Consider the following 25,147-nt stretch of genomic DNA (forward strand, 5'->3'; position numbering starts at 1 on the left):
CCTAACAAACCGCTCCGCAATTAAACAAATATTATACAAACATTATACATAATATTTTTTTCCCTTACAATCAATAATACTCTTTCTATGTATAAACGGGCTGCAACGGTATTTGGATGATGATTTTTCATCAATGGCAAAAGAATAACGGGCTTGTACACACTGACGTTGAAATAAAAACTCCTATCTAGGAGCTTTTATTTCTTTAATACATTAAAGAGTTTCTACTCTAATCAAAACATATTTAATCATACTTAGCAATTTATTCCTTTATTGTTACACCGTAGTGAGTAAACCATACATGAATTTGTGCGAGGTGAGCTAACAGTTGAGGTCCAGTCATCAGCTGTCCAAACCACGGTACCTGAAATGCTTTACCTTCTGATGAAACGATTTCTTTTAGTTTCTTTTTATCCATGAACTCAAGCAATGGACTATTCGAATCTTCCAATATTTCTTCTAGCCAACCTTTAACCATTTTCGTATATACGGGATGGTGGGTTTTAGGGTAGGGACTTTTCTTCCTGTAAAGCACTTCATCAGGTAGTACACCTTCCAAAGCCTTCCTTAAGATTCCCTTTTCCCTGTTATTGTGCATCTTCATTTCCCAAGGGATATTCCAGACGTACTCCACCAACCTGTGATCAGCAAAAGGAACACGAACTTCCAGGCTTGCACCCATGCTCATTCTATCTTTGCGGTCAAGTAGTGTTGTCATAAACCAAATCATATTTAAATAGAACAACTCACGTCTACGCGCTTCTAAGAGACTCTCGCCTTCCAGTCTAGGCGTTTCCGCAACCGTTTCTTCAAACTTAGAACTAATATATTCATCTAGTTTCAGTTTCCTTCTCCATTCCGGTCTAAGCAGCTCCATTCTGGCTTGAGTGGAACGCATCCATGGGAAGTTACTTGATGCTAGATCTTCTGGTCTGTGAAACCATGGGTACCCCCCAAAGATTTCATCTGCACATTCTCCAGAAAGACTCACGACATAATTTTGTTTAATTTCCCTGCAGAACCATAATAAAGAAGAGTCTATATCCGCCATACCTGGTTGATCTCTTACTAACACTGCTTCTTTTAAATACGCTGCGAGATTAGTTTGTGAGATGATGGACCGGTGATGAACGGTACCAAAGGTTTCCGTCATTTTCCTAATCCATTTCTCATCGGAATTTGGTTGAAATTCATTTGCTTTAAAGTATTTATCATTTTCTTCATAATCAATGGAATAAGTATTTAATGGCGGCTTGCCTTCATTCTTAAAAGCATTTGCAGCAATTGCTGTTATGGCACTAGAATCCAAGCCTCCAGATAAAAATGTACAAACCGGCACATCTGACACTAGTTGTCTTGTTACAGCATCTGTGAACAAATAGCGCACTTTTTCTACGGTTTCCTCGAAACTATCTGTATGCGCCCTGCTTTCCACATTCCAATACCGCTTGATTTTCAGCCCTTCCCTTTTACTCATAATCATTAAATGTGCTGGGCGGAGCTCCTTAATTTGATGAAAAAGTCCATGGCCAGGAGAACGAGAAGGCCCAAGTCCGAAGATTTCTGCCAACCCATCATACCCAACTTCACTCGAGACTTCCGGATGAGCCAACAGTGCTTTCAATTCAGATCCAAAAAGCAACGTCCCCTCCCCTTGATGAAAAAATAATGGTTTCACCCCAAGTCTATCCCGAGCAATGAACAGTTTTTCTTCTTTTTCATCCCAAATGGCAAATGCAAAGATTCCATTTAAATGATGGACACATTCTTCTTTCCATTCCATATAGGCCGTCAGTAAAACTTCCGTGTCAGAATGCCCTCTAAATCCATACCCTCTCTTCACCAATTCTTTTCTAATATCTTCTGTGTTATAAAGTTCACCGTTATAGCAAATGGTGTAATTATACTCTGCTTTATTCCTTGTCATCGGCTGCTTACCGCCTTCAAGGTCAACAACAGCTAAGCGTTTATGTCCAAAACCCACATGACGGTCCATCCAAATATTTGTGTCATCTGGTCCACGTAAAGATAAAGTTTCCGCCATTTTTTTTACTATATCTTTCTGATCTTTGATATCTTTCTTCCAATCTATCCATCCAGTAATACCGCACATATTTTCCATCCACTCCTTTTGCTTTAAGCAAACTACGGGTGTTCTATACTATGCCGAGAGTGCTTATACCATGAATTCCAGAAACACTTTCACTTTTTTTCCTTGTCAGTCCTCCTCTCAATATTCCTCTGAAAAGTGGGTAAAGTAATAATAATGCGTTTAGTTTAAAGGCACACCAACTAGGGAAGAATGGCAGACACAAAGGTTTGCCCCTACAAAACTTGTTGACTACTGGAGGAAACGACTGTGAATCTTCAAAAAAGAAAAAACATTATTTACGAACAGAAACGCTCCTATACATGCGGTACGATTGAAAATATAAATGAACAATGGATTTTTTTTGAAGCCGAGGACGATGAAGCATTTCTTTTAGAAGAGATCTCAGAAGAAGGCATAGAACTACTCTTTTCAAACGAATGGGTTCCGGGAGTGTTATTAGAATCCGGTCAAGTAGTATTACATACCAAACATTTGTATGAATTAAACAATGGAGATGCCGTCCGAGTGCGTAAAAGACTTCCTCAGCCCTATATGGAATGGCTAGAAGAACTGTCCGAGGATGCGTTTACAAAGTTCACCACTCTGTTGAACAACTCCAATATCTCTATCTATGATTGTATCTATTGCTATAACACCATGCAGTTCATGGATCATATAAAAGAGCCATCAGGAGTAAATTTTCTCGTATACGATAATGAAACATTTATTTGTTCCGTTCAACATCATTTTTCTAGAGGAAATTCAGTAACCGACCGATTTGAATACACCCTGCAAACAGGCAAAAGATACATGTTCACTAATATGGAACGCAGAAAAGCTGAATAAAGTGGCGGATGAACTGTCGAGGAAACTGATTCTACTTTGTATTCAGTGATAGGTGGTGGGGAATTTAGTTTTGTTACCGATTAGGGCTTTGGTGGACTGGTTTTTTAGTAGAGAGGTTGCTTCTCTATTACCGTTTTGGGTTTTTCGCTGAAGGTTTGGGTGGTGAGACGGTTTCTCTTCTACCGTTTTGGGTTTTCCGCTGCCGGTTTGGGTGCAGAGACGGTTTCTCTTCTACCGTTTTGGGTTTTTTGCTGCGGGTTTGGGTGGTGAGACGGTTTCTGTTCTACCGTTTTGGGTTTTCCGGTGCCGGTTTGGGTGCAGAGACGGCTTCTCTTCTACCGTTTTTGGGGTTTCGCTGCCGATTTGGGTGGAGAGACGGCTTCTCTTCTACCGTTTTGGATTTTCCGGTGCCGGTTTGGGTGGAGAGACGGCTTCTCTTCTACCGTTTTGGATTTTCCGGTGCCGGTTTGGGTGCAGAGACGGCTTCTCTTCTACCGTTTTGAGTTTTCCACTGCCGGTTTGGGTGGAGAGACGGTCTCTCTTCTACCGTTTTGGGTTTTTTGCTGCCGGTTCGGGTGGAGAGACCGCTTCTCTTCTACCGTTTTGGATTTTACGTTGCCCGTTCGGGCGGAGAGACCACCTCTCTCCTACCGTTTTTGGTTTTCCGTTGCCGGTTTGGGTGCAGAGACCACCTCTCTCCTACCGTTTTGGGTTTTTCGCTGCCGGTTTGGGTGCAGAGACGGCTTCTCTCCTACCGTTTTGGGTTTTCCGCTGCCGATTCGGGCGGTGAGACCACCTCTCTTCTACCGTTTTGGGTCTTCCGCTGCCGGTTCGGGCGGAGAGAACGCCTCTCTCCTTCCGTTTTTGGTTTTTAGCAAAAGATTTGGGTGGAGACCGCTTCTCTCCTACCGTTTTGGGTCTTCCGCTGCCGGTTCGGGCGGAGAGACCACCTCTCTCCTACCGTTTTGGGTCTTCCGCTGCCGGTTCGGGCGGAGAGAACGCCTCTCTCCTACCGTTTTGGGTTTTCCGCTGCCGGTTTGGGTGCAGAGACGGCTTCTCTCCTACCGTTTTGGGTTTTCCGCTACCGGTTCAGGCGGTGAGACCACCTCTCTCCTACCGTTTTGGATTTTCCGCTGCCGGTTCGGGCGGAGAGACCACCTCTCTCCTACCGTTTTGTATTTTCCGCTGCCAGTTTGGTCGGAGAAACAAACTCTCTTCTACCGTTTTGTGTTTCCCTCCTGCTTAAAGAACACCTCTAAGTTTACCTTACACAACTTTCCAAGTAAGTTTACCACCCTTAGCAATAAATCAACAGAACACTATACCTTTAAAAAAAGCTTGAATTCCTCATTTAAATGGAATTCAAGCTTTTATATTTGTAAATTATACACCCATTGGTAGGCTGAAGCCTAAGTGGAGAATGTATGCCAAGACGACCACAAAAAGAACCCAAACCACAACGGTTGATTTACCTTTTCTGGTGCGGACTGCGATCATTTCCATCAAACCGATGACAACAATTCCAAGAACCATTTTCAGTAAATACTGCCCATTTGTAAGCAATGTCCATCCAAGCTGCAAACCTGTCACAACGATCAAGATGTAGAACACTCTAAGAACCATCGCTGTAATTTTAGCACCTTTTTCTTTCCCTGCTTTTGTTAAAAAAAGTACTACGACAAACAGAATAAGTGCAATTGCCCATGTAGAAATATGTGCATGTGTCATATCTACTAACCTCCTTTATTTCACTCAAAACTACTAGTATCATACCATAGAGACAGAAAAAAACTAAGTAAATTACCTTAATATAAGATTTTGAATATTAACAATGATATAATACCCTTGTAAACCATTACATTCAATAATGGAGGTACTTCATTTATGACAACAAAAACACACGATATCATTAGTATGACAGAAAAATTTGGTGCCAATAATTATCACCCACTTCCAATTGTGATTTCTAAGGCACAAGGAGTATGGGTAGAAGACCCGGAAGGCAATAAATACATGGACATGTTAAGTGCCTATTCCGCCGTCAACCAAGGGCACCGTCACCCCAAAATCATTCAAGCGTTAAAAGATCAAGCAGATAAAATTACCTTAACATCCCGCGCTTTCCATAACGACCAACTCGGTCCTTGGTACGAAAAAATGGCAGAGGTAACGAAGAAAAACATGGTGTTACCTATGAATACAGGAGCAGAAGCAGTAGAAACTGCCGTAAAAGCTGTTCGCCGCTGGGCTTATGATGTAAAAGGTGTGCCTGCTAACCAAGCAGAAATTATCGTATGTGAAGATAATTTCCATGGACGTACCATGACAGCCGTTTCCATGTCCTCAAGTGAAGAATATCAACAAGGTTTCGGTCCAATGCTCCCTGGTATCAAAGTGATTCCTTATGGCAGCATCGAAGCACTTAAAAGTGCCATCACTCCTAATACTGCTGCATTCATCTTTGAACCAATCCAAGGTGAAGCCGGCATTAATATACCAGCCGAAGGGTTCCTCACAGAGGCTTATGAGGTTTGTAAGGCTAATAATGTTTTATATGTGGCAGATGAGATTCAAGCTGGCCTAGGCCGCTCTGGGAAACTATTCGCTTGTGACTGGGAGAATGTTGAGCCTGATATGTACATATTAGGTAAGGCGCTTGGCGGAGGAGTATTCCCTATTTCCTGCGTGGCAGCAAACAAAGATATCCTTGGCGTGTTCAATCCGGGATCGCACGGCTCCACTTTTGGAGGAAATCCGTTAGCATGTGCCGTTTCCATGGCAGCTTTAGAAGTATTAGAAGAAGAAAAATTGGTAGAGCGTTCTAATGACTTAGGTAACTATATGATGGAAGAGTTACGCACCATAAAAAATCCTATAATTAAAGAAGTTCGCGGCCGTGGCCTCTTTATAGGGGTAGAATTAACGGAAGCAGCTCGTCCTTACTGTGAAAAGCTAAAAGAAGAAGGATTACTTTGCAAGGAAACGCATGAGACTGTAATCCGTTTTGCACCCCCACTAGTTATCTCTAAAGAAGACTTAGATTGGGCTATAGAAAAAGTGAAGCAAGTACTATCTTAATTTTTCATTCATATAAAAAAGCTGTCCTAAGATAAATTGAGATCTTATGGACAGCTTTTTTTAGAAATAAACACCATGTTTATGTTGTAATTTGTTATATTATGACTTGTTTTATCGAAGTGCTTTTTTTCTTGAAAAAGCCGTGCCATAATAAGGACAACCGCTTGCGTTACTTAATCTTATTATAATGGAGTAGAAGCAAATGTTAGCCTTAAAAATTGAATTAAAACGACAGCAAATGATTCATTACGCAATAGAATACGGATTTACTGCACCTCAAACGGTGAAATGCAGTCAAGAACTCGATGTCCTATTAAACAAACAGTCTCAACAACAATTACAGTTACTAGAAAAACAAAATAAATACTCTTTTGCACAATGAAAAAGATGTGAAGCAAATGCTCACATCTTTTTCAATTTCGGCTTGCTACCGTAAGTGCCCGCTCTCCATAACCATTCCATCGGACCATAATGGAAGTTAGCTACCCATATTCTGCTAATAATAATTTGGAAGATATAAATACCTATTACAAGCCATAGGCCATAAAACGGAGTAACCGATCCATATAATCCTAGTCCATAACTATAGAAGATCAGCGAACAAACAACAGATTGGAATAAGTAGTTTGTTAAACTCATTTTTCCGACGTACTGAAAAGGGGACAATAATTTGGAACCCAAACCTGTTCTAGTTGCCAAAACGACAGATAAAAAGTAGAAAACTGCACTGGCAGGCCCACCTAAACCGTCCTGTAAGTATTCCGTTGTGTAGTTTTGAACCGTGTAATATGGAAGTAATTTGAATATTAATACCAATACAAAAGTTGCAATCCAAAGCTTCTTCATCCATGAGAGGTTTTCCTCTAGGTTTTCAAGCCACTTGGATTTTGCTGCAGCCGCTCCAAAAAGAAACATTGGCAAAACAGAAAGCACAATAAAGAAAAAGTTCGCGATATTAACGAAAGACCAATCCGAAATACGCTGTTTCGTAATCTCCATAAATGATCCATTCGCATAAACTTGTAAAGATTGGGCAGCATTTGCCTCAAATGTAGAATATAGATCTGTATCCCCCATCGTTAAAGTCACGACAAACATTAATAAGGACAACAGTGCTGTCGGAATTACTATAAGAAGCAGCCCCGTCCAAACCATCGCTTTAGAGGACATTTTCCTCATAAACAATAAGAGAAAACCACATAATGCGTAGGTAATGAGAATATCCCCATGCCAAATTAAAAAGGCATGAATGATTCCTATCACCAACAAAACAACTAATCTTCTTGAGAAATATTTAGGTACGGAAAGATTTTTCTCTGCTACTCTCGTTGTGAAAATAATAAAGCCATACCCAAAAAGAAATGAAAAGAGGGTATAAAAACTTGCTTGAGCAATGATATCCACTCCATTTATTACTAACATGTCCCGAGCATCAGTCCAATATGTTTTGATGTTAACATAAAGCATTGGTGCAAAAAAAGATGGCATGTTCACTAAAAAAATACCTAATATTGCAATTCCCCTTATAATATCTAATGCTACTATTCTCTCTTTTTCTTGTATGGGTGCCGCTTGCATCCAGATTCCTCCCTTTTCGTTCTTTCATAAAGAATATTATAGCTCTTTTTCCTTTATATTCCTATCACCAAATCCTCTTTTCCTTTTTCGATGTCCACTCACCATACAGGGCTAATGTCATAGGATATACCATAAGCGCACAGTAAAGGAGTTAACGTTATGCCAGCAATCGTCGGAGCTGTAAATGTAAACAGCATCGGTAACTCCGGGGTCTTTCATATCGGGGATGTTTTTCAAATGTCTCCAGTCAGTTCCGCCAAAACATTCGCAGGAGCCGGAAGCTTCAACACCGGAGACAATATATCTATAAGCAACACAAACAGTCAGACCAACACCTATGACCAAGATGTAAATGATCAGCCGGTGGCTTTGAATATGTAAACGAATTAGTGGAGTGCTTGCGGAGCTTGGCAACCGAAAAGTACTCCGTTCTCATACAGGAGGGGATACGTATGGCATCCAATTTTTATATCAATCAAAGTATTGTCATCCATCATTTAAAAATAGGAGGTATATCAAACTCCTCCGTTTTTCAAATTGGTAGCGCAGGAGTTATTAAGTCTTTATCCAACTTGTACAATACAGGTAACTTCACCGGACCAGCACCAGTAAGCAGTGCTGAAATAGCGCAGCAGCAGCAAAGCGACATACCTCCGAGTGCATTAGAACTTCCTGTACCTTTAACAGGGTCAGGATAAATAATATACTGGGCATTCACCCATTTTCAATGTTTGCATAAAGTATTAGAGGTGCTTCTAATAGGACTTGAACAGCAACCAATGAAAGGGGTGGTCGGATGTATAATAATTATCAGTATTTTTATCAATCGCAGCAACAAATCCAGCAATTACAACAAGTAGTGGAAAACCAAACGAAGCAGATCTCCACCCTTGAGGAACTGCTGAAACTTATGCAACAGGAAATCACCCAATTAAAAGAAAAGCCAAGTATGAATATTGAACGGATTGAGTATAAATTTGATCAGCTTAAGGTGGAAACATTAGAAGGCACACTGAATATTGGGTTGACACCTGGGTCACCTGGGGAAATTGAAGATTTTGTCGTAACTCAAAACAATTTGGAAGTGCCTGTTCCACAGCGAAATCAGAATTTAGCCAAAGGGATTGAGGCAGACCTACGGGATTATCTTCAGAAAAACGGAAAAACTAAAATTGACCAGATAGCTAAACAGCAAGGCAGAACGCTTGAAAAACACTATCATGATTTCATGATCCAAGATGTAAACAATCAACTAGCTTCACGCGTAAATCACACATTAAATGCGATAACCGCAGAATCTGTTCAAAAGGGTTACAATGATGAAAAAATTAAGGAAATAGCCATCCAACAGCTTCAAGCAGATATGGATAAAGCTTTTGCAGCCTTTATCCAAACGCTTCCTCAAAAAAAATAAATGCGTGGTGTTTATAAATGAATTTCCAAGTTTCCAATCATAATTTGCAAGTAGATAAAATCGATATTCTTGGAGTGTCTTCCTCTTCTATTTTCCTAGTGGGGGATACACAGAATATTTGCCTGACCTCTTATTTTGACACGCCCCCTGAAGCATTAATAATCGGACCGTTTGTACCACTTACAACGGAATAAGCCATGCGAATTTCTAGAGTCAACGATATAAACTTGCATTCTTTGTCTTTCAGCTCCTATTTCCACATTGGGGATTCGTATTATATAAATGCCAAATCAAGAGCTCTTGCTGTGAAAAGAGAATTTCCTCGGTTTTATGGTAGTGAGGGAAACTTCTCTGAGTATCCGATATTTTCCATGAAATCTCCAACTCCTGTTATAACCGAGCGGGTGAACATGTCAGTGAATAATGTGAATCCAAATATTTGCGTCAATTCCATTAAGATAAAAGGGGTTTCATCCTCTTCTGTCTTACAAATTGGTTCATCCAACACGATTTGTGGGGAGTCAAGGGTTAAGCAAACTAGACAGCTTTTAGGACCAGAAGTACACAAAAACATGGGATTGCCAGACACTTCTATCAAAAGTGAGGATGAATAAGTGTCTGTATCCTCACCTTTTGGGTCTCCCATCATATAGTATAAGTATCATAAAAACATGGGTGGGTTCATTGTTTCAGGGAGAAAACTAGAAGAGTGCGCTCACCTATAAACAAAAAGGATGTTCTACATGCCAGCTATCGTAGGTCCGGTTGCCATTAACAGCGTAGGTGGAGGCGTCATCAACTTTGGAGATTCCTTCTACATCTCCCCTAAATCAGCCTCCAAGACTGCAGGGGGATCCGGTGGATTTAACACCGGTAACTTCATAATCACCAACAACGGTCTATCCGCCACCAACACCATCGACCCTGACTTCAATGACCAAGATATTGTGGCGAATAACTAAAGGGAAAAAGAGAAAAAAAGAAAAAGGGAAAAAGGGGTCAGACCCCTCTAGGACTTTCCCCTTCTACCTCGAAATACCACAAAATCCGTGCCAACGCAAGTGGCACGGATTTTGGTTTTTAGCGTTTTTGTTTTCGTTCGTTTGATTTTTTGGTTAGTGGTATTTTGGATGATGGTTGTTTTTGGATCCATTTGATGAAGGATGCTATCTTTGGGTCATCTTTTAGAAGAAGAACGGTATTCATTCGAATTGCAAGCTCTTCGTTCGTATATAGGGCATGTATCTGTTTATGACAAGGGATACAAAGATTAGCCGTTGGCAGGAAAGTACCTCCCATTTCCTTAGGGGTGAGATGATGGACCGTTATCTCGACCTCTTCTCGCTCACAAAGCTCACAAGTACCTATGTCCCATTTTTTCTTTTTACCCATGACAGCCTACTCCTCCATCCAATAATTTCAATTTCCAGACGCCCGTTCATCCTACCTCCAACCAATTCAGCCATCATAAATTTTCTAACGTCACAACAGAGCCGTTTCCAGAAGACTTTGCGGGGGTAACCACCAACCTTCTAGGTAAACGTGCCCTCAGCTCTTGTACATGGGAGATAACCCCAACTGCAAGATGGTCCGACTGAAGTTTTTCTAATGCTGTAACTACCCCATCCAAAAGTTCTGAATCAAGCGTCCCAAAGCCTTCATCAAGGAAGAAGAACTGCAGTGGATACTCTCCTCTTAACTGAATTTGTGCGGAAAGGGACAACGCAAGTGCCAAGGATGTAAGGAATGTTTCACCACCAGATAGAGTGGAGACAGGTCTCCGTACGCCACCATTTGCATCGTCACGAATAATGAATCCTCCGTTTGAATCCATTTCCAGAGCATATCGCTGGCGGGTAAGCTGTCCCAACCTCTCAGATGCATCCCTGCTAATTTGCAGCAACTGCTCTTCCGCCAAATATTCAACAAAACTGTTTCCTTTAAAAACACTCTGTAGCTTTTGATATGCTTGAGTCTCTTCCGTTAGGTCTATCTTCTTTTTCTCGAGAATTCTAAACCGTTCATTACGCTCTTTTAGAGAAAGAAGATTTTGTTGAAACGCACTCTTTCTTTCTATTTCCTCACGTAATTCCTTGCGAGCAAACTGTAGTTGTTCTTGAAGTTTCCCCCATTCCTCTACTTCAAATCGTTCTGTGCCTATCAATGCATCTAATCGGGAAAGATCCTTTTCAATGGCTTTTCTTTCCTCCCAGTACTGTTCTATCTGCTCTTTCCATACCCCTTTTGCTTGTATATGCCCAATTGATTTCTCTACTTCATCAATAGCTGTGAACATGGACTTATCAAGCTCCTGTTTCCACCTTTCTTGAACAAGAGCAAGACGGGATTCCGATTCCCGTACCATCTGGTCACTATGTGAAGCAGCTTTTTCTCTTTCTTGTGCATGCTGCTGGGATTCAATCCATTGTTGGTAGTTTTCTCTTTCCTTCTTATTTAGATTTTCCACTTCATACTCAACGCGCTTCAGCTCATCCTGTATCTTATTCTCTCCTGCGATGGACTGTATTTCTTCTTGCGCATCTTTCAAACGATTAAAAACCTGCTCTAACTGTAGTTCCTCTTGGTAAATGTTTTTTTCAATCTCTCGCTTCTTTTCTTCTGTTACTTTTAATTCTTTCTCTTTTGATTCAATAAAATCCACACTTGTATTTATTCTTTCCTGCAGGTCCATTCGGTGCTTTTCATTTTCTTTGGCAGCTTGGTAGGTGATTTCAATTTCTTCGAAAGTTTCTTCTTTGAACTCTCTCTCCCACTCGCTTTTCTTTTCTAACAAATCCTTTTGTGTTTCCTCTTGACGCTTCTTCCATTCATCACGCTGTTCCATATAGCTAGAAGCAAGCTTTTCTGTTTCCTTAAAAGTCCCAGTCCACGTTTGGAGGTAATTGTCCACCTTCTCTTTCTTTTCTTGCAATTGGATGAGGTCCTGTATTAACGCCTTTTGCTCCGTCGAAATTCTATGGTATTTTTCAGCAAGCAGACCTGCTGTGTCCTTTGACTCGTTCCATTCCTTGTCCCACTGGTCCCCAGTTTCAAACGATTCCTTTGGAGAAGGCAAGCCTTTTTCCCCTTTAAGGTCTCGATGAAGTTCGGAAGCTATTTGCTCTAATTTAAGCTTGACCTTTAGGTTTTCCTGTTTTTGGAATAAAATTGCAGAAGGAAGTTTTTCAATAGCATTTTCCTCTTTGCTGCTTGCAACTTCTCTATGAGCTTGATGAGAAGCTAGACCGGGATGATCTGTAGAACCACAAACGGGGCATGCGTCTCCGTCTTCAAGAGATTTGGCCAACTCCATGGCCAATTGATGGATTTTTGCATCATCCGCAAGCTTTTGTTCCGCCTCTAAAAACTGTTCTAGCTGTCGTTCAAGCCAATCAAGCTGTTGTGCCATTTTGGATGCTTGGTCATAGTGCTTCTCTGTACTTTGGAAAATTTCTAATAGGGTTTCTTTTCCCTTATTTAGGTTCGCTAGTGCTTTTTGGTTGTCAGCCTGGAAGGTAAAGATTCTGTTTTGTAAAGAATTTACTTCTGCTCCGTTTTCCTTCCTTTTTTTCTCCAGGAGCAGTATCTCTTGTTTCTTGTCAAATGCTTTCTGCAGTAGTTCTAGGCGTGCAGGTGAAAATGAAAGGTTGGCATGCTCATCTTTTAAGGTCTTTTGCTTGTTTACTGCTTTGATATACAGGTCCTTAGCCTTTTCTTCCTGGTTGTGTAGTTTAGACAATACTTCTTTATTAGAATCCAAAGAACGTTTGAGTTCTTCCATTATAGGCTGATTGGCAGTCACTCCCGCTTCCAAGGTTCTCGCACGTTCTAATTTCTCTTTCTTTATGAGCAGCAATGGTAATTCTGATTCTTTCTTAACTCTAGCTTCTTCGTATGTTCTCAACACTTTATCGAACGCTGCTTTAGCAGATTCATTGGCTGAATAGTCGAGTTTATTTCTTTGTTTCCACTGTAACAAGGCTTTTTCTACTTCTTTCAGATCTTCCAATAAAGGTTTTAAGCTCTCTGCCTGTACCGCCAATGTATGGGAAGTTTCCAACTCCTTTATCGAAGCCTCTTGCAATAGGAATGATTGAAGCTTTTTTTCCACCTGCGCCTTTTCAAGCTGTCTTTCCCATAGCTTCTTTTTCTGCTCAAAAACATGCTCCATCTCTTGAAGTGCTTGTTCTGAAGTTTTAACGAGTGTCTCTACTTCCTTGAACGCTTTTTCTGCTTCTTTTACCGCCTCATCAGAAGCTTCGCCCAACCCTAACTGCTCGGCATGTATTTCTCCCAATAGTCTTGTTTTCTCTTGCAGTTCTTCCTTTATTTTTCGGGAAAGCTGGTCGCCGTATTTTTCTAGCTGGAAAAGGCGTTGCAGCATTTGTCTTCTGTCTGCACCTTTAAGCGACAGAAATTCTGCAAATTTACCTTGTGGCAACACAACGGCTCTGGTGAAGTCATCAATGGTCAGTCCGAGTATCTCTTGAATGGCCTGATTCACATCACTAGCTTTATCCGCTATAACGGTATGCTCGCCTTCCTTTATTTCTGTCAATCTTGATATCCCTGACTTAATACGGATGTCATCTGTCCTTTTAAAGGTCCGTTCCACTTTAAAACGTTGTTTCCCCTTTGCATTCTCTAAATCAAATAAAAAGGAAACTTCTAACTGATTTTCAGCATGATTCATAATTCCCTGGGTATTATTGGAGGCACGTTCTACTTTTCCGTACAGCGCAAGCGTCATCCCGTCCAGTATGGAAGATTTTCCACTTCCCGTTGGTCCAAAAATTCCAAATACGCCACCTTCACAAAGCGATTCAAAGTCAATTATTTGTTTTTCACGGAAGCTGTGGAGCCCTGCGATCGTCAATGTGATTGGTTTCATAATTGTTCCTCCTTCACCGTTTCATCTTGCAATAAGGAAAGAAATAACCGGACTAATTCTTCCTCCGGCTTGGCTCCTCCTGATTGTTTTTCATAAAACCTAACAAACAGTTCTTCCATAGGAACACTGTCCAACTTCACCGCTTTTCTCTCTTCTATCATTTCTGGAAAAATGGGACGTATATGGAGGATTCCGTCGTGATGCTTTCGGATTCGGTGAATTTCTTCCATGGATAATGCATTGGTGACATGTATTTCAAGATCTACCCATGCATGGCTATCCTTCTTATTTTCGAGCCACTCATACACTTGTTGAACTCCTTCTGTTGCCTTCCATTTCACCAGCGGTTTTCCGCTAGAAAGATAGACTTCTTTCGTTTCCACTTCTTCACCAGGCTTTGCATCTATAATCGTGACACTTTTCGCGTATCCAGCCTCTGAAAAGCTATAAGCTAGCGGTGAGCCTGAGTATCTGGCTGCCGTTTTGGCACGCTTAATGGTTTGCGGGCGGTGCAAATGGCCTAGTGCAACATATTGGGCTTGATGCGGCAAGCTTTCTGCGGCAACCGTAAACGCTCCTCCTACTTCAATGGGACGTTCCGAATCTGAGGAATTTCCGCCTGCAACAAAAAGATGGCTCATGGCAATGTTGACAGAGGACTCGGTAAACTGTTCACACATCCTATCAAAGAACTGACGAATTCTTGCATCATAATTGTCCCTGATTACCTTTTCCTCAAATTCTTCGGAAAGCACTTCGTTTAACCTCGACTCTGAAGGGTATGGCAAAGAAGCGAGTTTCAATGTTTCTTCTGTTGTGGGGACATAGATTGTCTGAACGTCCATTGTGGGGTAGCCTAGCAAGGAGATATGCTGTGCGCTAGCAAGTGGTCTGGATGCAGAAAGACGGTCGGGATTATCATGGTTCCCTGCAATGACAACAACAGGCCTTTTACCACTGTTGGATAACTGTTGGAGCGACTCGTAGAAAAGTACTTCCGCCTGTGCCGGTGGATTGACGGTGTCATACACATCTCCTGCCATTAGTACCACATCTACTTTCTCTTCTTCTACAATTTGCTGAAGCTCTTCCAAAAATTGTGCCTGCTCTGGCAAACGACTTCTTCCTTCTAACGTTTTTCCCAAGTGCCAGTCGGCAGTATGAAGTATGCGCATCTTTATTCTTCCTTCCATGAAAGTGGCTCAAGCAACAACATGCTACCTGAGCCACTCTTTATATTAATCCATTTTCACTAATCGATTTCCATCAAAGAAATATAAATATTTCTCTTTTAATTCTTTTTTCCAAATTTCTTCCACGGCTTTCCCGTACAGGGCTACTTGGTCTTTATAACGATTGCGCAGTACTGGTTCTGCTTCTTTAAATCCGTTATCATATCTACCTGTGATGGTATCGGTTTTATAGTCGATCAAAACGAGCCCTTCCTCATCTTCTAAAAGGCAATCAATGACACCCTGCACCAGAATGGTCTCTTCTTTTAGTTCTTTTTGTTCAAAAAACTCCTTTTCTTGCAATGCATAACTGAATGGGACCTCCCGGTGAACTTGTTGCGCTTCTACCATCCGCTTCCCGACAGGTGTAGAAAAGAAAGAAACGATTGCGTCAAAATTAATGACGTTTGCCTGTTCGGAAGTTATTAGCTCTTTTTGAACCATTTCCATGACCTGAGCCTGTACATAATCCCGATCCATCGTCTCTGCCGCAAGGTTAATGTTTTGCATCACTGCGTGCATTGCTGTCCCAATTTCTGAAGGAGACAGTTTTTTCTTTTGCAAGAAAGCCGGCCGATCAAGGAAGTACTTTCTGTCGGTTTGAACAAGCGTGTTGTCTGCATATGGATCCTGCTGTTCTCTCATTCTTTTTATCTCTGAAACAGACTGCTTCGATCGATGCATACTTGCTTCTTTATATGGATAGACCCAATTTAGCTGTTCGATCACTTTCGCTTTATAAGGACTTTCTATGTCAACCTGCTTTCCTTGTTTCACGGAATTTAGAAGAAGGTTTTCTTCTTCTTTTACAGCTTTTATCTCCTGTATCAACTGTTCTACATTAGTAACGGATATCTTCCATGAAGTTGGATGATTGGAAATGTCCTCTTGGTTAACGACGCTCGCATCATGTTCTCTCAATACTTGAGCATCCTTATGTCGCACAAGGGCAGGGCCAACCCAGTCGATATACGATTTCGCACCTGCTCTTACATAGTCCGGTAACAGCCATTTTTCATGTGAGACGTGTTCCCCCCACTGCAATTGAGATTTTTCAAAGTCTTTTACCGTTCCGACCAAGTATAATTTTTCCTTTGCCCTGGTGAGAGCTACATATAATACACGCATTTCTTCTGCAATCAGTTGGGCCTTGGCTTTTCGTTTTAAAGCCAACTGCAAAATCGTTGGATAGGTGATTCGCAGTTTGGCATTTACATACTTAGAACCAAACCCAAGCTCTTTATCTAGCAAATAACTGTTGTTAAGATCCATCATATTGAACTGTCTGGACATTCCTGCAACAAATACAATTGGAAACTCAAGTCCTTTGCTGGAGTGGATGGTCATCAGCCTGACAACATCCTCTTGCTCCCCGAGCGCTCTTGCAGCGCCAAGGTCTTCTCCCCGTTCTTGCATCCTTTCAATAAAACGCAAGAAACGGAACAAGCCGCGGAAAGAGGTGGATTCATATTGTCTGGCACGGTCATACAATGCTCGCAAGTTTGCCTGGCGTTGCTTACCGCCTGGCATTCCTCCAACAAAATCAAAGAAGTGAGTGTCCTGATAAATCTGCCATATTAACTCGGACAATGCTCCTTCACGAGCAGCTGTACGCCATGATTGAAGCATCTGATAGAAAACCCTTATTCTTTTAGCTAATTCATGTTCCTCCACCGTATCAGGGGCCTTGTCCATAAATGCCATTAACGCTTCGTAATAGGAGCCTCTTTTTTGTTGAATTCGAATGGTGGCTAAATCGTTAGAATCAAGCCCGACAATCGGTGACCTTAACACAGAAGCCAACGGAACATCTTGATAAGGGTTATCAATGATCTTCAATAACGATAAAAGAATGGCAACTTCTGTTGCTTCGAAATATCCCGTGCTCAAGTTTGCATATAACGGCAAACCTTCCTGCTTAAATTCCTCCATAAATTGAGGAGCCCATGGCATTGAGCGCATTAGAATTACAAAATCCCGGTAAGTGACAGGGCGCATTGCTTTTCTGTCTTTATCATATATTTCATATCCGGACTGAATAAGATGCTTTATTTTCTGAGCAATCATCTTCGCTTCCACTTGAGCTGTTTCTAGTTCCACTTTATCAAATCCAGCGGCGTTATCTTCAGACTCGAATTCGGAAAGTTCTTCCTCATCCCCAGTAACTGAACCGCTTCGATTGATTAACAATAGTTCTGCCTCTCTGTCTGATGCATCTGGATAATAGGCTGCCCCAAATTTTAATTCCGCATCGTCGTCATAGTCGATTTCCCCAACAGTTTCTCCCATGATTTGTTTAAAGATAAAGTTGGTAGCATCAAGGACTTCTGGTCGAGAACGGAAATTTTTATTCAAATCAATGCGGAGCCCAGACTCTCTTCCTTCTGTATCAAATCGTTTGTATTTGCTTAAAAAAAGGAAAGGTTCAGCTAGTCGGAATCTGTAAATGGATTGCTTCACGTCTCCTACCATAAACATATTTCCAGCTTCTTCATTTTCCTTGGTAACTAGCTTCAGAATCGCTTCTTGGACCATATTTGTATCCTGATATTCATCCACCATTACTTCTTTAAAAGTAGACTGATAGCGAAGAGCGGCTTCAGAACGCACTAACTTTCCTTCGTTAAAGGTGGTGAGCACGTTCAAACAAAGATGTTCTAAGTCGGAAAAATCCACCAATCCTTTGTCTTGTTTTAAGAGACTAAATTCCTTCCCATATCTCTTAACTAAATCAACAAGTGTACCCATCACAGGTGCTAACTCCTCAAGATCTTTCAGAAATGAATCGGGACGTCTGGAGAACAATTCATCTTTGATTCCTTGTACCAGTGCTTTTGCATCATTGCGGACCTTGGTCCATCTTTCTATTAGCTCTTTATCGTATTCATCTCCGCGGCAGGTTTTAGCCCTGGAGAAATCAAGTTCTTGCATAACTGCATACAAGTCTTCCCATGACGTATCTAGGGCAGCTTGAAGTCTGCGAAGTTGAGTCAAATCTTGCTCGATATTCTCAGCACGGGGAGCAGGCCCACCCGGCTCAAGCGTAATTATCATCGCCTTTTCCAACAAGCTTTCCGCCCCTAGAAACTGCAGCTTCATTTCACGTTTCAATGTCTGAATGAAAGGCAAGTCATCTATAGAATACTTGCTGGTAGATTCATAAAACGACACAATCTCATCCAACCATTTGTCAGGGTTTGGATTGGCCCTTGAAAACTCATGCAGATCCAGAACAAGGTTTTGCAATGCCCCATCAGAACGATCATTCGTGTAGCGGTCAACCAATTCAAAAAATAAGTTGTTGTCCTCTTTTCCGTACTCTTCTTCAAAGACGCCTTCTAGAACCTCTTCTTGCATTAACTGAATCTCCGTTGTATCGGCAATACGGAAACTTGGATCGATGTCAATCAAGTAATAGTATTTCCTTACTACCTCAAGACAAAAGGAGTGAATCGTAGAAATGGATGCCCGGTTCAATAAACTTAACTGTCGCCGTAAATGTAGTGATGCCGGCTTTTTCTCTAACTGTTTTTCCAATGCTTCGCCAATTCTGTGGCGCATTTCCGCAGCTGATGCATTGGTAAACGTTACGACAAGCAGCCTGTCCACGTCTACATGTTCCTCCACAATCTTGTGAATCATCCGTTCAACAAGAACAGCGGTTTTACCTGACCCAGCAGCTGCTGCTACGAGAATATCTCTCCCAGAAGCGACTATGGCTTTCCACTGATCATCTGTCCACTGGGCATCTATTGGTTTCGGAAGAAGTTCCATGCTCATGATTCCTCTCCCCCTTCTAACTTCGTTTTCATCGAGGAAATAACCTCATTTTTAGGTATCGTTGACAGCACTCGATATTCGTTTTCATCAAGCGAAGTATCAAATTGACAAAACGATTTATAAGAACAAAATGTACATGGCGTTTGATTTTTTAATTTGTAAGGAGCTATGCCTGTCTCGCCTTCAGATATTTTCATCCCAATCTCTTCAAACGTTTTTCTAACATACGTTCTCAGCTGAGTGAATTCTTCTTCACTTGCAATCGAAGAGTTCGCTTGAAACCCACCATTCTTTTTTAGGGCAGCAGACACTATTTTGGAGTGCCCGGTCTCTAGCGTCTGATCCATCAGCTTAACAGATTCCTCATCACCTAAAAGCAGGCCTTTCATTTTGAAGCTTTTAAAAATCTCTTCTTCTATGATGTCCTCCGGTTTCATTCCGTTCGTTTTTATCATTGGATTATGAACATGGAAATACAAAACACCTGCAGGAGTAGCTTCATTTCCTAGCCAGCCTTTTGAATGAGAGATGACAATATCTAAATAGGTCAGCATCTGTAATGCCAAGCCATAATAAACTTCTGTCAGGTCAAGTGCTTTATTGCTTGATTTATAATCAATGATACGAAGCAATAAGCCGTTGCTTCCTTCTGCTTTATCTACGCGATCTATACGGCCTACAAGTTCCATTGTCACACCATTTGGCAAGTTGATTTGAATCGGCGGCAACTCTTCCTGTTTGCCAAAACCAAGTTCCAAGCCAACCGGTGTAAATTTGCTTGCTCTAGAATGATCACTTAGAATTTGTGATGCTCTGGTGATGATGGTTTCGAGCTTGCGTTTAATGTAGTGAAAACGATTAGAGCTTAGTAGGATTTCTCCTTGCAGCTTTGGTGCGAGAATATGAACAGCTTCTTTTGCCAGCACCTCACACTCCTGTTTCGTTAGATTCTTCCAATCGTTTCCGCTTTGTCTTAATTTATCTGAAATATGCTTAAGTGCTGCATGAAAGAGCTGCCCGATATCCGGTGCTTCCAACCGGTAGATTTTTCTTTCCTTCAGCTTTAAACCATGTGAAGCGAAATGGGAAAAAGCACACGCACTGAATTTCTCCATTCTCGATACACTGGCTTCCATGAAATTTCCGTATAACTCACGACTAACCTTTTGCTTTAGTTTTTTGGCTTCATTTTTGTAAAATAAACTTCGCAGGACATGTTCCGTTTTATCCTGCCATTCCTCATTCTCTAATAGGGTATTGTAGACATCCCACCAGATGGGTTCGACGGGATATTTCTTCATCCACGCTTGAAGCTGGACTGCCAAGTTGGATAGCGTGGTTGAAGGGGTATGAATATACCTTAGCTGTTCCTCGTTTGACAGCTCTGCAGGTTCATTGAGCAACAACTTCTCCCCTAAGAAAGGAAACATTTCCTTTATTCGCTTAATATAGGAGGAAGGCAACAACGTTTTCCCCTCTTCGTCTGCCAGTGCATAGCTTATATATAAGTGATGGGAAGGGCTTAAGAATGACGTATAAACAAGAAAATGTTCATCAAGCAGCCGCTCTAAACTTGTCGGTGCGAGCTCCATTCCGTAGTTGGACAGAAGTTCTCTTTCTTCTTCTGATATAAAGCCCTCATCCTTGATCTTGGCAGGGATCACTCCATCATTTACACCTATGACAAAACTGTGCTTTATATCTGTCAGACGCGAAAGATCAAAGTTTGCAACGATAACCTGGTCAATGGCTGGTGGCACTAGGCTAAATCGCAGGCTTTCCAAACCGCTTTCTACCATTTTCATAAACATGGTTAACGATATGGGATGGTCTCCTATTAGTTCGACCATCTGATCAAGCATTTGAATTATTGCCTTCCACACTTGCTCATTTTCTTTTGCAGCAGATAGATTGCCTTCTTCCTCAGCCTTTTTCATTCTTGCTTCCAGCTTTTGCGGAATCTTCAAATCTTCCATATATTCATAGAGCGCCTTGCAATAACCATCAATGGAATTCGCTTTTTTCCAGCGCTTTTCCAGCATATGAAGCGGCTCTACGATCATCTCTCTTAATTCATTGATTTCCTTTTCATAGGCAATCTCTTCATCTGTTTGTACGTATGGACCTTCTGTATCCACACTAAAAAAGCGTCGATATTTCCACGGCTCAGTCATAGTCCACCTATTCCCTTGTATCCCATAGGACAGGCAATAGTTTTCCAGTTTATCCGTCTTTTCGCGCATCTCATTAATATCTTGATCCTGCGAGTAAAAGAAATCTGTCTTTACACAACGAAAAACAGACTCATAACGCCAGTTTCTTGAAATTACTTCAAGACTAGAACGCAGTAATTCCACCAACGGATGATGTAGCATTGTTCGCTTTTGGTCGACGAAAAACGGGATGTCATAATCCTTAAAAACGGTATTGACCAAATCAATGTAAGATTCGGCATTTCTGACAATAACCGCTATATCTTTATAACGATTACCTTTATCTCTGACAAGCGAGACAATCTCTCTCGCAATGCCTTCTATTTCTGCTCTGCGATTGACTGCTTGTAAAATAGATACGTCAGCCATATTTGGATAGACGACAGTTGGACGAACATCGAAATACTGTTCCATATGACGCAAGGAATCAGCATGTTGAAAGCGGGCTGTGCCTTGTAACAGCACGGGCTCTTCTAGTTCGCAACCTTCTTCCAATGCGATATCTTTAAGCTTTTGATAGGTCTTTCCGGTTTCCCTGAAAAGATGAAGATCATACGGTGCTTCTTCGTCATATGGTTTATCTGCTGTCAAAGAAATCGTGACCGAGTTTGCATGTTTCATTAGTTTCTTCAGAACTTCTAATTCCTGTGGGGTAAAACTATGAAAGCCATCTATGAAAACATCTGCTTTTTGGATATAGGTGGAACCCGGAATCTTTTCAGCTAAGAGCTGTAAGTAATCTTCTCCATCTAGATATTTTCCATCTAGCGTTTCTTCTAGCTGACGATAGACAACAAGTATGTCTGTGAGTTTTTTAGCTAGCATTTTTTCATGCTCAGAAATGGAGACATCTTCTCCAATTCGTACAATTTCCTCATGTAAAAGTTCTGGTGTGACGCAGTAACGTTTAAATTCTGTAATCATGCTTTCCATTTGTTCGATGAATCCGAATTGCTCGGCAGACTTTCCAAAAACATGGAACTTACTTTTATGTTCTTCAATTACCTTCCGAAGCAACATATGGATACCTGTCTGATCAATATGAAAACGGCTGATACCCCCCACTTCCTGTAAAATTCTCCATGCAAGACGTGTAAAACTGAATACTTGCGCCCGGATCATTCCCTTAACATCAGGTGACTGCACGATTCGATATTCTGATTGAAAAGTCATCTGTTCCGGCACAAGGTAAACAAGAGGCGGACCTTGTGGATCTTCTTTAAGCAGTTGAAGAATTTGATCATTGCACCAGGTTGTTTTCCCGCTGCCTGTTCTTCCTATTAAAAATCGTATAGACACAAGCTATCCCCCATTTTCCCATTTCAAAAAAATAATACGTACTTATGTTCTTCTTATTCTATTGTACTGAAAAACTATTATTATTGCCAACGAGTTACTTTCAAGAGCGGAACCGGTCAAACACCCATCGCATAAGGTAACATGGGCAGGTGAACGGAAATGGAACAAAGAAAAAACCATTATTTTTCAGCAACCTTATTCATTGTCATGGGATTTTTTGTGGTCTGTAGCCTTTATACGTTAATTCCACTTTACAATTCAATTAGCTTAGAGTGGAATGTTCCCAAACAAAACGTAATCGTAGCCAGCAGTTTTTTCAGCATTTTCTATGCGATAGGACTATTGATGTTCGGTCCATTATCCGATCAATTTGGAAGAAAAACAATTATTAGCTATGGCTTTCTGTTTTCGGCTATCGCTACCATACTCGTTGCGCAATCTACGGATATATCTCACTTGTATGTCGCCCGCTCTTTTCAAGGATTTACCCTCGGTTGCTTTGCACCAGTTGCTTTTGCCTATTGCTTTGACCATTTTTTACCATCTCTTCGTAACTTTACGATCTCTCTAATTAATGCAGGCTTTTTGTTATCCGGCATCTTCGGACCTATGATAAGCGAAACAATAGCTGCTTCTTTTCAATGGGAAGGCGTATTTATTTTCTTTTCCCTTTTTTACTTTGTGCTGTTCTTGTTTGCCCGCCTCTTATTAAGCCCATCCAATTCATTGATCCTTACAAAGGACAAACCTTGGAAACATTTTTCCACTCTCTTGGCTGACCGTGATTTAAGAATTTTATATATGATTGTTTTTTCTTTGCTGCTCTCCTTTGTGACTTTCTACGACAGCCTATTCCAATACTTCACTACAGTTTTTCCAAATCAATCTTTTTTGTTGGTCCGCTCTATTGGACTTATTGGTACTGTTTCTTGCCTGTTTTCTGATTTAGTAATGAGGACCATGCGCACTAAGCGATTACTTATTTATTGTTCGTTAAGCGTTTCTATTTCGTTATTCATTATGATGTTTTTTTATAAAAATCTATTTGTGATTGGGGCTTTTTCTGTCATTTATGTAGCTGCCATCTCCTTTTTTCTACCAGCAATCATTACGTATATTGGGGTATTAGGCAGAAATCATAGAGGAAGTGCCATCTCTTTGTATTCTTTCACATTGTTAATTGGCACGGCGGTCAGCCCTATCATAAGCCACAACTTTTCGTTTTTATCTGTCTTGGGCTTTTTAGGAATATGGTTTTTACTGAATGCTATTTTAATTTTGAGAATCAGAAGAGATACGTAAGAAAAACAGAGCAATACCTAATCGGTCCTTTTTATTTGCATCGTATTACTCCGCTGTTCCTTTCTGCAAATGGCTTCGCTTTCCGCGGGACGGTGCTCGAGCCTCCCTCACTTCGTTACGGTGTCTCAACCTACCGTTTCGCCCGCGGATGGAAGGGACAGGTGAGACCCAGGAAGGCGAAGCCTGAGGAGGCTCACGGACCGCCCGCAGGCAAGCGAAGCGCCTGGAACGGAAATCAACTGTATTATAGATTTTTCATGCAAAAAAACCTCCAACTTCCCTAATAGGAGGTTGGAGGTTTTGTCCTATTATGTGCTAGGAACGACTGTTGCTTCTTCCATCTGCTTCAATGTTTTCATTCGTTTTTTCAAATAGAGACCTTGCCCAATACCGAAGATATTTCCTATCACCCAGTAAAGTGCTAATGCAGAAGGCAACGTCAATCCGGCAATTAATATAAACACGGGGATTATATTCATGACCATTTTCATCTGTGGCTGTACATCATTCGTAAGCGTGACTCTTGTTTGAATGAATGTCGTAATAGCTGCCACAACCGGTAGAATATAAAATGGATCCGGCTGACCGAGACTTACCCAAAAGAAAGAGTGCTCGGCTATTTCTGTCGTTCTTCCAATTGCATAATAGAAAGCCATAATCACAGGCATCTGAATCAACATTGGAAAACAACCAGCGGCAGGGTTCACTTTGTGCGTCTGGTACAGCGTCATTAATTCTTTTTGCATTTCCTTTTGATCGTCTGCATTCTTTTTGTCTTTATATTTTTTTTGCAATGCTTCCATTTCTGGCTTAAGTTTTTGCATGGCAAGCATGTTTTTCTGCTGCTTCAATGCCAATGGCAAGATAAGTGTACGAATCGCAATTGTAACGATGATGATAGATATACCATAGCTTCCACTAGTCCATTCTGCCACGGTTGTCAGCGCTAGGGATAACGGATAGACATAATAATGATTCCAAACTCCAGAACTATCTGCCGTGATGGGCTCACTCATGTTACAACCTGTTAAAAATGCCAATAAAAATATAACTAAACTTACTGTCCAAAACTTTCTCATATAAATTCCTCCTACTTTTCACAAAATTATTCACTCATGTTTGTATAGTAGAAAGAGGAATCTTCTTCATCTAAGGTTGCTTCTTTTGTCGGCCGTTTTCTATATATGAATGTAATAAGCCTTCTCCGCTTACCAATAATAGACTGCAATTTATTCGTTTCAAGGTCCAAGGATGTCGTATAACCACTGTGTTGATAAACCACATACTTGGAATCCACAAAAAAGCAGAACGTCAACAGGCAAAGTACCGCGGCTGTTACATATGGTGCGTATAGTAAAATATCAAGATAAAATTCCATATTATATGCAATCACCTTTTTAACTGAATATAGTAGATACTACT

Annotated in this window: 21 protein-coding genes; 11 read left to right on the plus strand and 10 right to left on the minus strand. The window is 41.1% G+C overall.

Annotation, left to right across the window (positions count from 1 at the left end):
• Positions 1–262 precede the first annotated feature (262 nt).
• Positions 263–2,113 carry an asparagine synthase (glutamine-hydrolyzing) gene (gene asnB, locus AAV98_RS09020; RefSeq protein WP_060665227.1) on the minus strand — a complete coding sequence of 617 codons (1,851 nt, stop codon included), beginning with the start codon at positions 2,111–2,113 and terminating at the stop codon, positions 263–265.
• 246 nt (positions 2,114–2,359) lie between these two features.
• On the opposite strand from asnB, the gene AAV98_RS09025 reads away from it, so the two are divergent.
• Together AAV98_RS09025 and AAV98_RS20255 are read left to right on the plus strand one after the other, a co-directional pair.
• Positions 2,360–2,938, plus strand: a complete 579-nt coding sequence (locus AAV98_RS09025; protein WP_060665228.1) for a DUF2777 domain-containing protein — start codon at positions 2,360–2,362, stop codon at positions 2,936–2,938.
• 266 nt (positions 2,939–3,204) lie between these two features.
• Positions 3,205–3,441, plus strand: coding sequence for a hypothetical protein (locus AAV98_RS20255; RefSeq protein WP_156317703.1), 237 nt, complete (start codon positions 3,205–3,207; stop codon positions 3,439–3,441).
• A gap of 880 nt (positions 3,442–4,321) precedes the next feature.
• Here the strand turns inward: AAV98_RS20255 and AAV98_RS09030 are convergent.
• Positions 4,322–4,666 carry a DUF1516 family protein gene (locus tag AAV98_RS09030; RefSeq protein WP_060665229.1) on the minus strand — a complete coding sequence of 115 codons (345 nt, stop codon included), beginning with the start codon at positions 4,664–4,666 and terminating at the stop codon, positions 4,322–4,324.
• Positions 4,667–4,822: 156 nt separating this feature from the next.
• Between AAV98_RS09030 and AAV98_RS09035 the strand changes: the two genes are divergently transcribed.
• Together AAV98_RS09035 and AAV98_RS09040 are read left to right on the plus strand one after the other, a co-directional pair.
• Positions 4,823–6,016 carry an ornithine--oxo-acid transaminase gene (locus tag AAV98_RS09035; RefSeq protein WP_060665230.1) on the plus strand — a complete coding sequence of 398 codons (1,194 nt, stop codon included), beginning with the start codon at positions 4,823–4,825 and terminating at the stop codon, positions 6,014–6,016.
• Between the two features lie 202 nt (positions 6,017–6,218).
• A complete protein-coding gene (locus AAV98_RS09040) occupies positions 6,219–6,398 on the plus strand; it encodes an aspartyl-phosphate phosphatase Spo0E family protein (RefSeq protein ID WP_060665231.1) in 180 nt (59 codons plus the stop codon).
• Between the two features lie 20 nt (positions 6,399–6,418).
• On the opposite strand, the gene AAV98_RS09045 is transcribed toward AAV98_RS09040, so the two are convergent.
• A complete protein-coding gene (locus AAV98_RS09045) occupies positions 6,419–7,594 on the minus strand; it encodes a DUF418 domain-containing protein (RefSeq protein WP_060665232.1) in 1,176 nt (391 codons plus the stop codon).
• Positions 7,595–7,753: 159 nt separating this feature from the next.
• Here AAV98_RS09045 and AAV98_RS09050 point away from each other — a divergent pair, with 159 nt between their 5' ends.
• The 6 genes from AAV98_RS09050 (at position 7,754) to AAV98_RS09075 (ending at position 9,970) form a co-directional block, all read left to right on the plus strand.
• Entirely contained in the window at positions 7,754–7,975 is a 222-nt protein-coding gene (locus tag AAV98_RS09050) for a spore germination protein (protein ID WP_060665233.1), read from the plus strand.
• A gap of 71 nt (positions 7,976–8,046) precedes the next feature.
• Complete coding sequence (locus AAV98_RS09055; RefSeq protein WP_060665234.1) at positions 8,047–8,292, plus strand: spore germination protein GerPB; 246 nt, start codon at positions 8,047–8,049, stop codon at positions 8,290–8,292.
• Positions 8,293–8,390: 98 nt separating this feature from the next.
• Entirely contained in the window at positions 8,391–9,008 is a 618-nt protein-coding gene (gene gerPC / locus AAV98_RS09060; RefSeq protein ID WP_060665235.1) for a spore germination protein GerPC, read from the plus strand.
• A 17-nt stretch (positions 9,009–9,025) separates the two neighbouring features.
• Complete coding sequence (locus tag AAV98_RS09065) at positions 9,026–9,202, plus strand: hypothetical protein (protein WP_060665236.1); 177 nt, start codon at positions 9,026–9,028, stop codon at positions 9,200–9,202.
• A 3-nt stretch (positions 9,203–9,205) separates the two neighbouring features.
• Positions 9,206–9,622, plus strand: coding sequence for a spore germination protein GerPE (locus AAV98_RS09070; protein WP_082380842.1), 417 nt, complete (start codon positions 9,206–9,208; stop codon positions 9,620–9,622).
• Positions 9,623–9,751: 129 nt separating this feature from the next.
• Complete coding sequence (locus AAV98_RS09075; protein WP_060665238.1) at positions 9,752–9,970, plus strand: spore germination protein; 219 nt, start codon at positions 9,752–9,754, stop codon at positions 9,968–9,970.
• Positions 9,971–10,088: 118 nt separating this feature from the next.
• On the opposite strand, the gene AAV98_RS09080 is transcribed toward AAV98_RS09075, so the two are convergent.
• From AAV98_RS09080 to addB, 5 genes are all read right to left on the minus strand, one after another.
• Positions 10,089–10,400: an HNH endonuclease gene (locus AAV98_RS09080; protein WP_060665239.1), complete on the minus strand. Its 312-nt coding sequence runs from the start codon at positions 10,398–10,400 to the stop codon at positions 10,089–10,091.
• A gap of 73 nt (positions 10,401–10,473) precedes the next feature.
• Positions 10,474–13,899, minus strand: coding sequence for an AAA family ATPase (locus tag AAV98_RS09085; protein ID WP_060665240.1), 3,426 nt, complete (start codon positions 13,897–13,899; stop codon positions 10,474–10,476).
• Positions 13,896–15,074 carry an exonuclease subunit SbcD gene (gene sbcD / locus AAV98_RS09090; protein ID WP_060665241.1) on the minus strand — a complete coding sequence of 393 codons (1,179 nt, stop codon included), beginning with the start codon at positions 15,072–15,074 and terminating at the stop codon, positions 13,896–13,898. The genes AAV98_RS09085 and sbcD overlap by 4 nt, the downstream gene beginning before the upstream one ends.
• A gap of 63 nt (positions 15,075–15,137) precedes the next feature.
• On the minus strand, positions 15,138–18,911 hold the full coding sequence (gene addA / locus AAV98_RS09095; protein ID WP_060665242.1) for a helicase-exonuclease AddAB subunit AddA: 3,774 nt from the start codon (positions 18,909–18,911) through the stop codon (positions 15,138–15,140).
• On the minus strand, positions 18,908–22,423 hold the full coding sequence (gene addB / locus AAV98_RS09100; RefSeq protein WP_060665243.1) for a helicase-exonuclease AddAB subunit AddB: 3,516 nt from the start codon (positions 22,421–22,423) through the stop codon (positions 18,908–18,910). Before addB ends, addA begins: the two co-directional genes overlap by 4 nt.
• Positions 22,424–22,582: 159 nt before the next feature.
• On the opposite strand from addB, the gene AAV98_RS09105 reads away from it, so the two are divergent.
• Positions 22,583–23,725 carry an MFS transporter gene (locus AAV98_RS09105; RefSeq protein WP_060665244.1) on the plus strand — a complete coding sequence of 381 codons (1,143 nt, stop codon included), beginning with the start codon at positions 22,583–22,585 and terminating at the stop codon, positions 23,723–23,725.
• 308 nt (positions 23,726–24,033) lie between these two features.
• Here AAV98_RS09105 and yidC read toward each other — a convergent pair whose 3' ends face one another.
• Together yidC and AAV98_RS09115 are read right to left on the minus strand one after the other, a co-directional pair.
• Positions 24,034–24,804, minus strand: coding sequence for a membrane protein insertase YidC (yidC, locus tag AAV98_RS09110; RefSeq protein ID WP_060665245.1), 771 nt, complete (start codon positions 24,802–24,804; stop codon positions 24,034–24,036).
• Positions 24,805–24,830: 26 nt separating this feature from the next.
• Positions 24,831–25,103, minus strand: a complete 273-nt coding sequence (locus AAV98_RS09115; RefSeq protein WP_060665246.1) for a hypothetical protein — start codon at positions 25,101–25,103, stop codon at positions 24,831–24,833.
• Between the last annotated feature and the right edge of the window lie 44 nt (positions 25,104–25,147).

Origin of the sequence: Bacillus sp. CHD6a (genome assembly GCF_001293645.1) — a bacterium.
Taxonomy (GTDB): domain Bacteria; phylum Bacillota; class Bacilli; order Bacillales; family Bacillaceae_I; genus Sutcliffiella_A.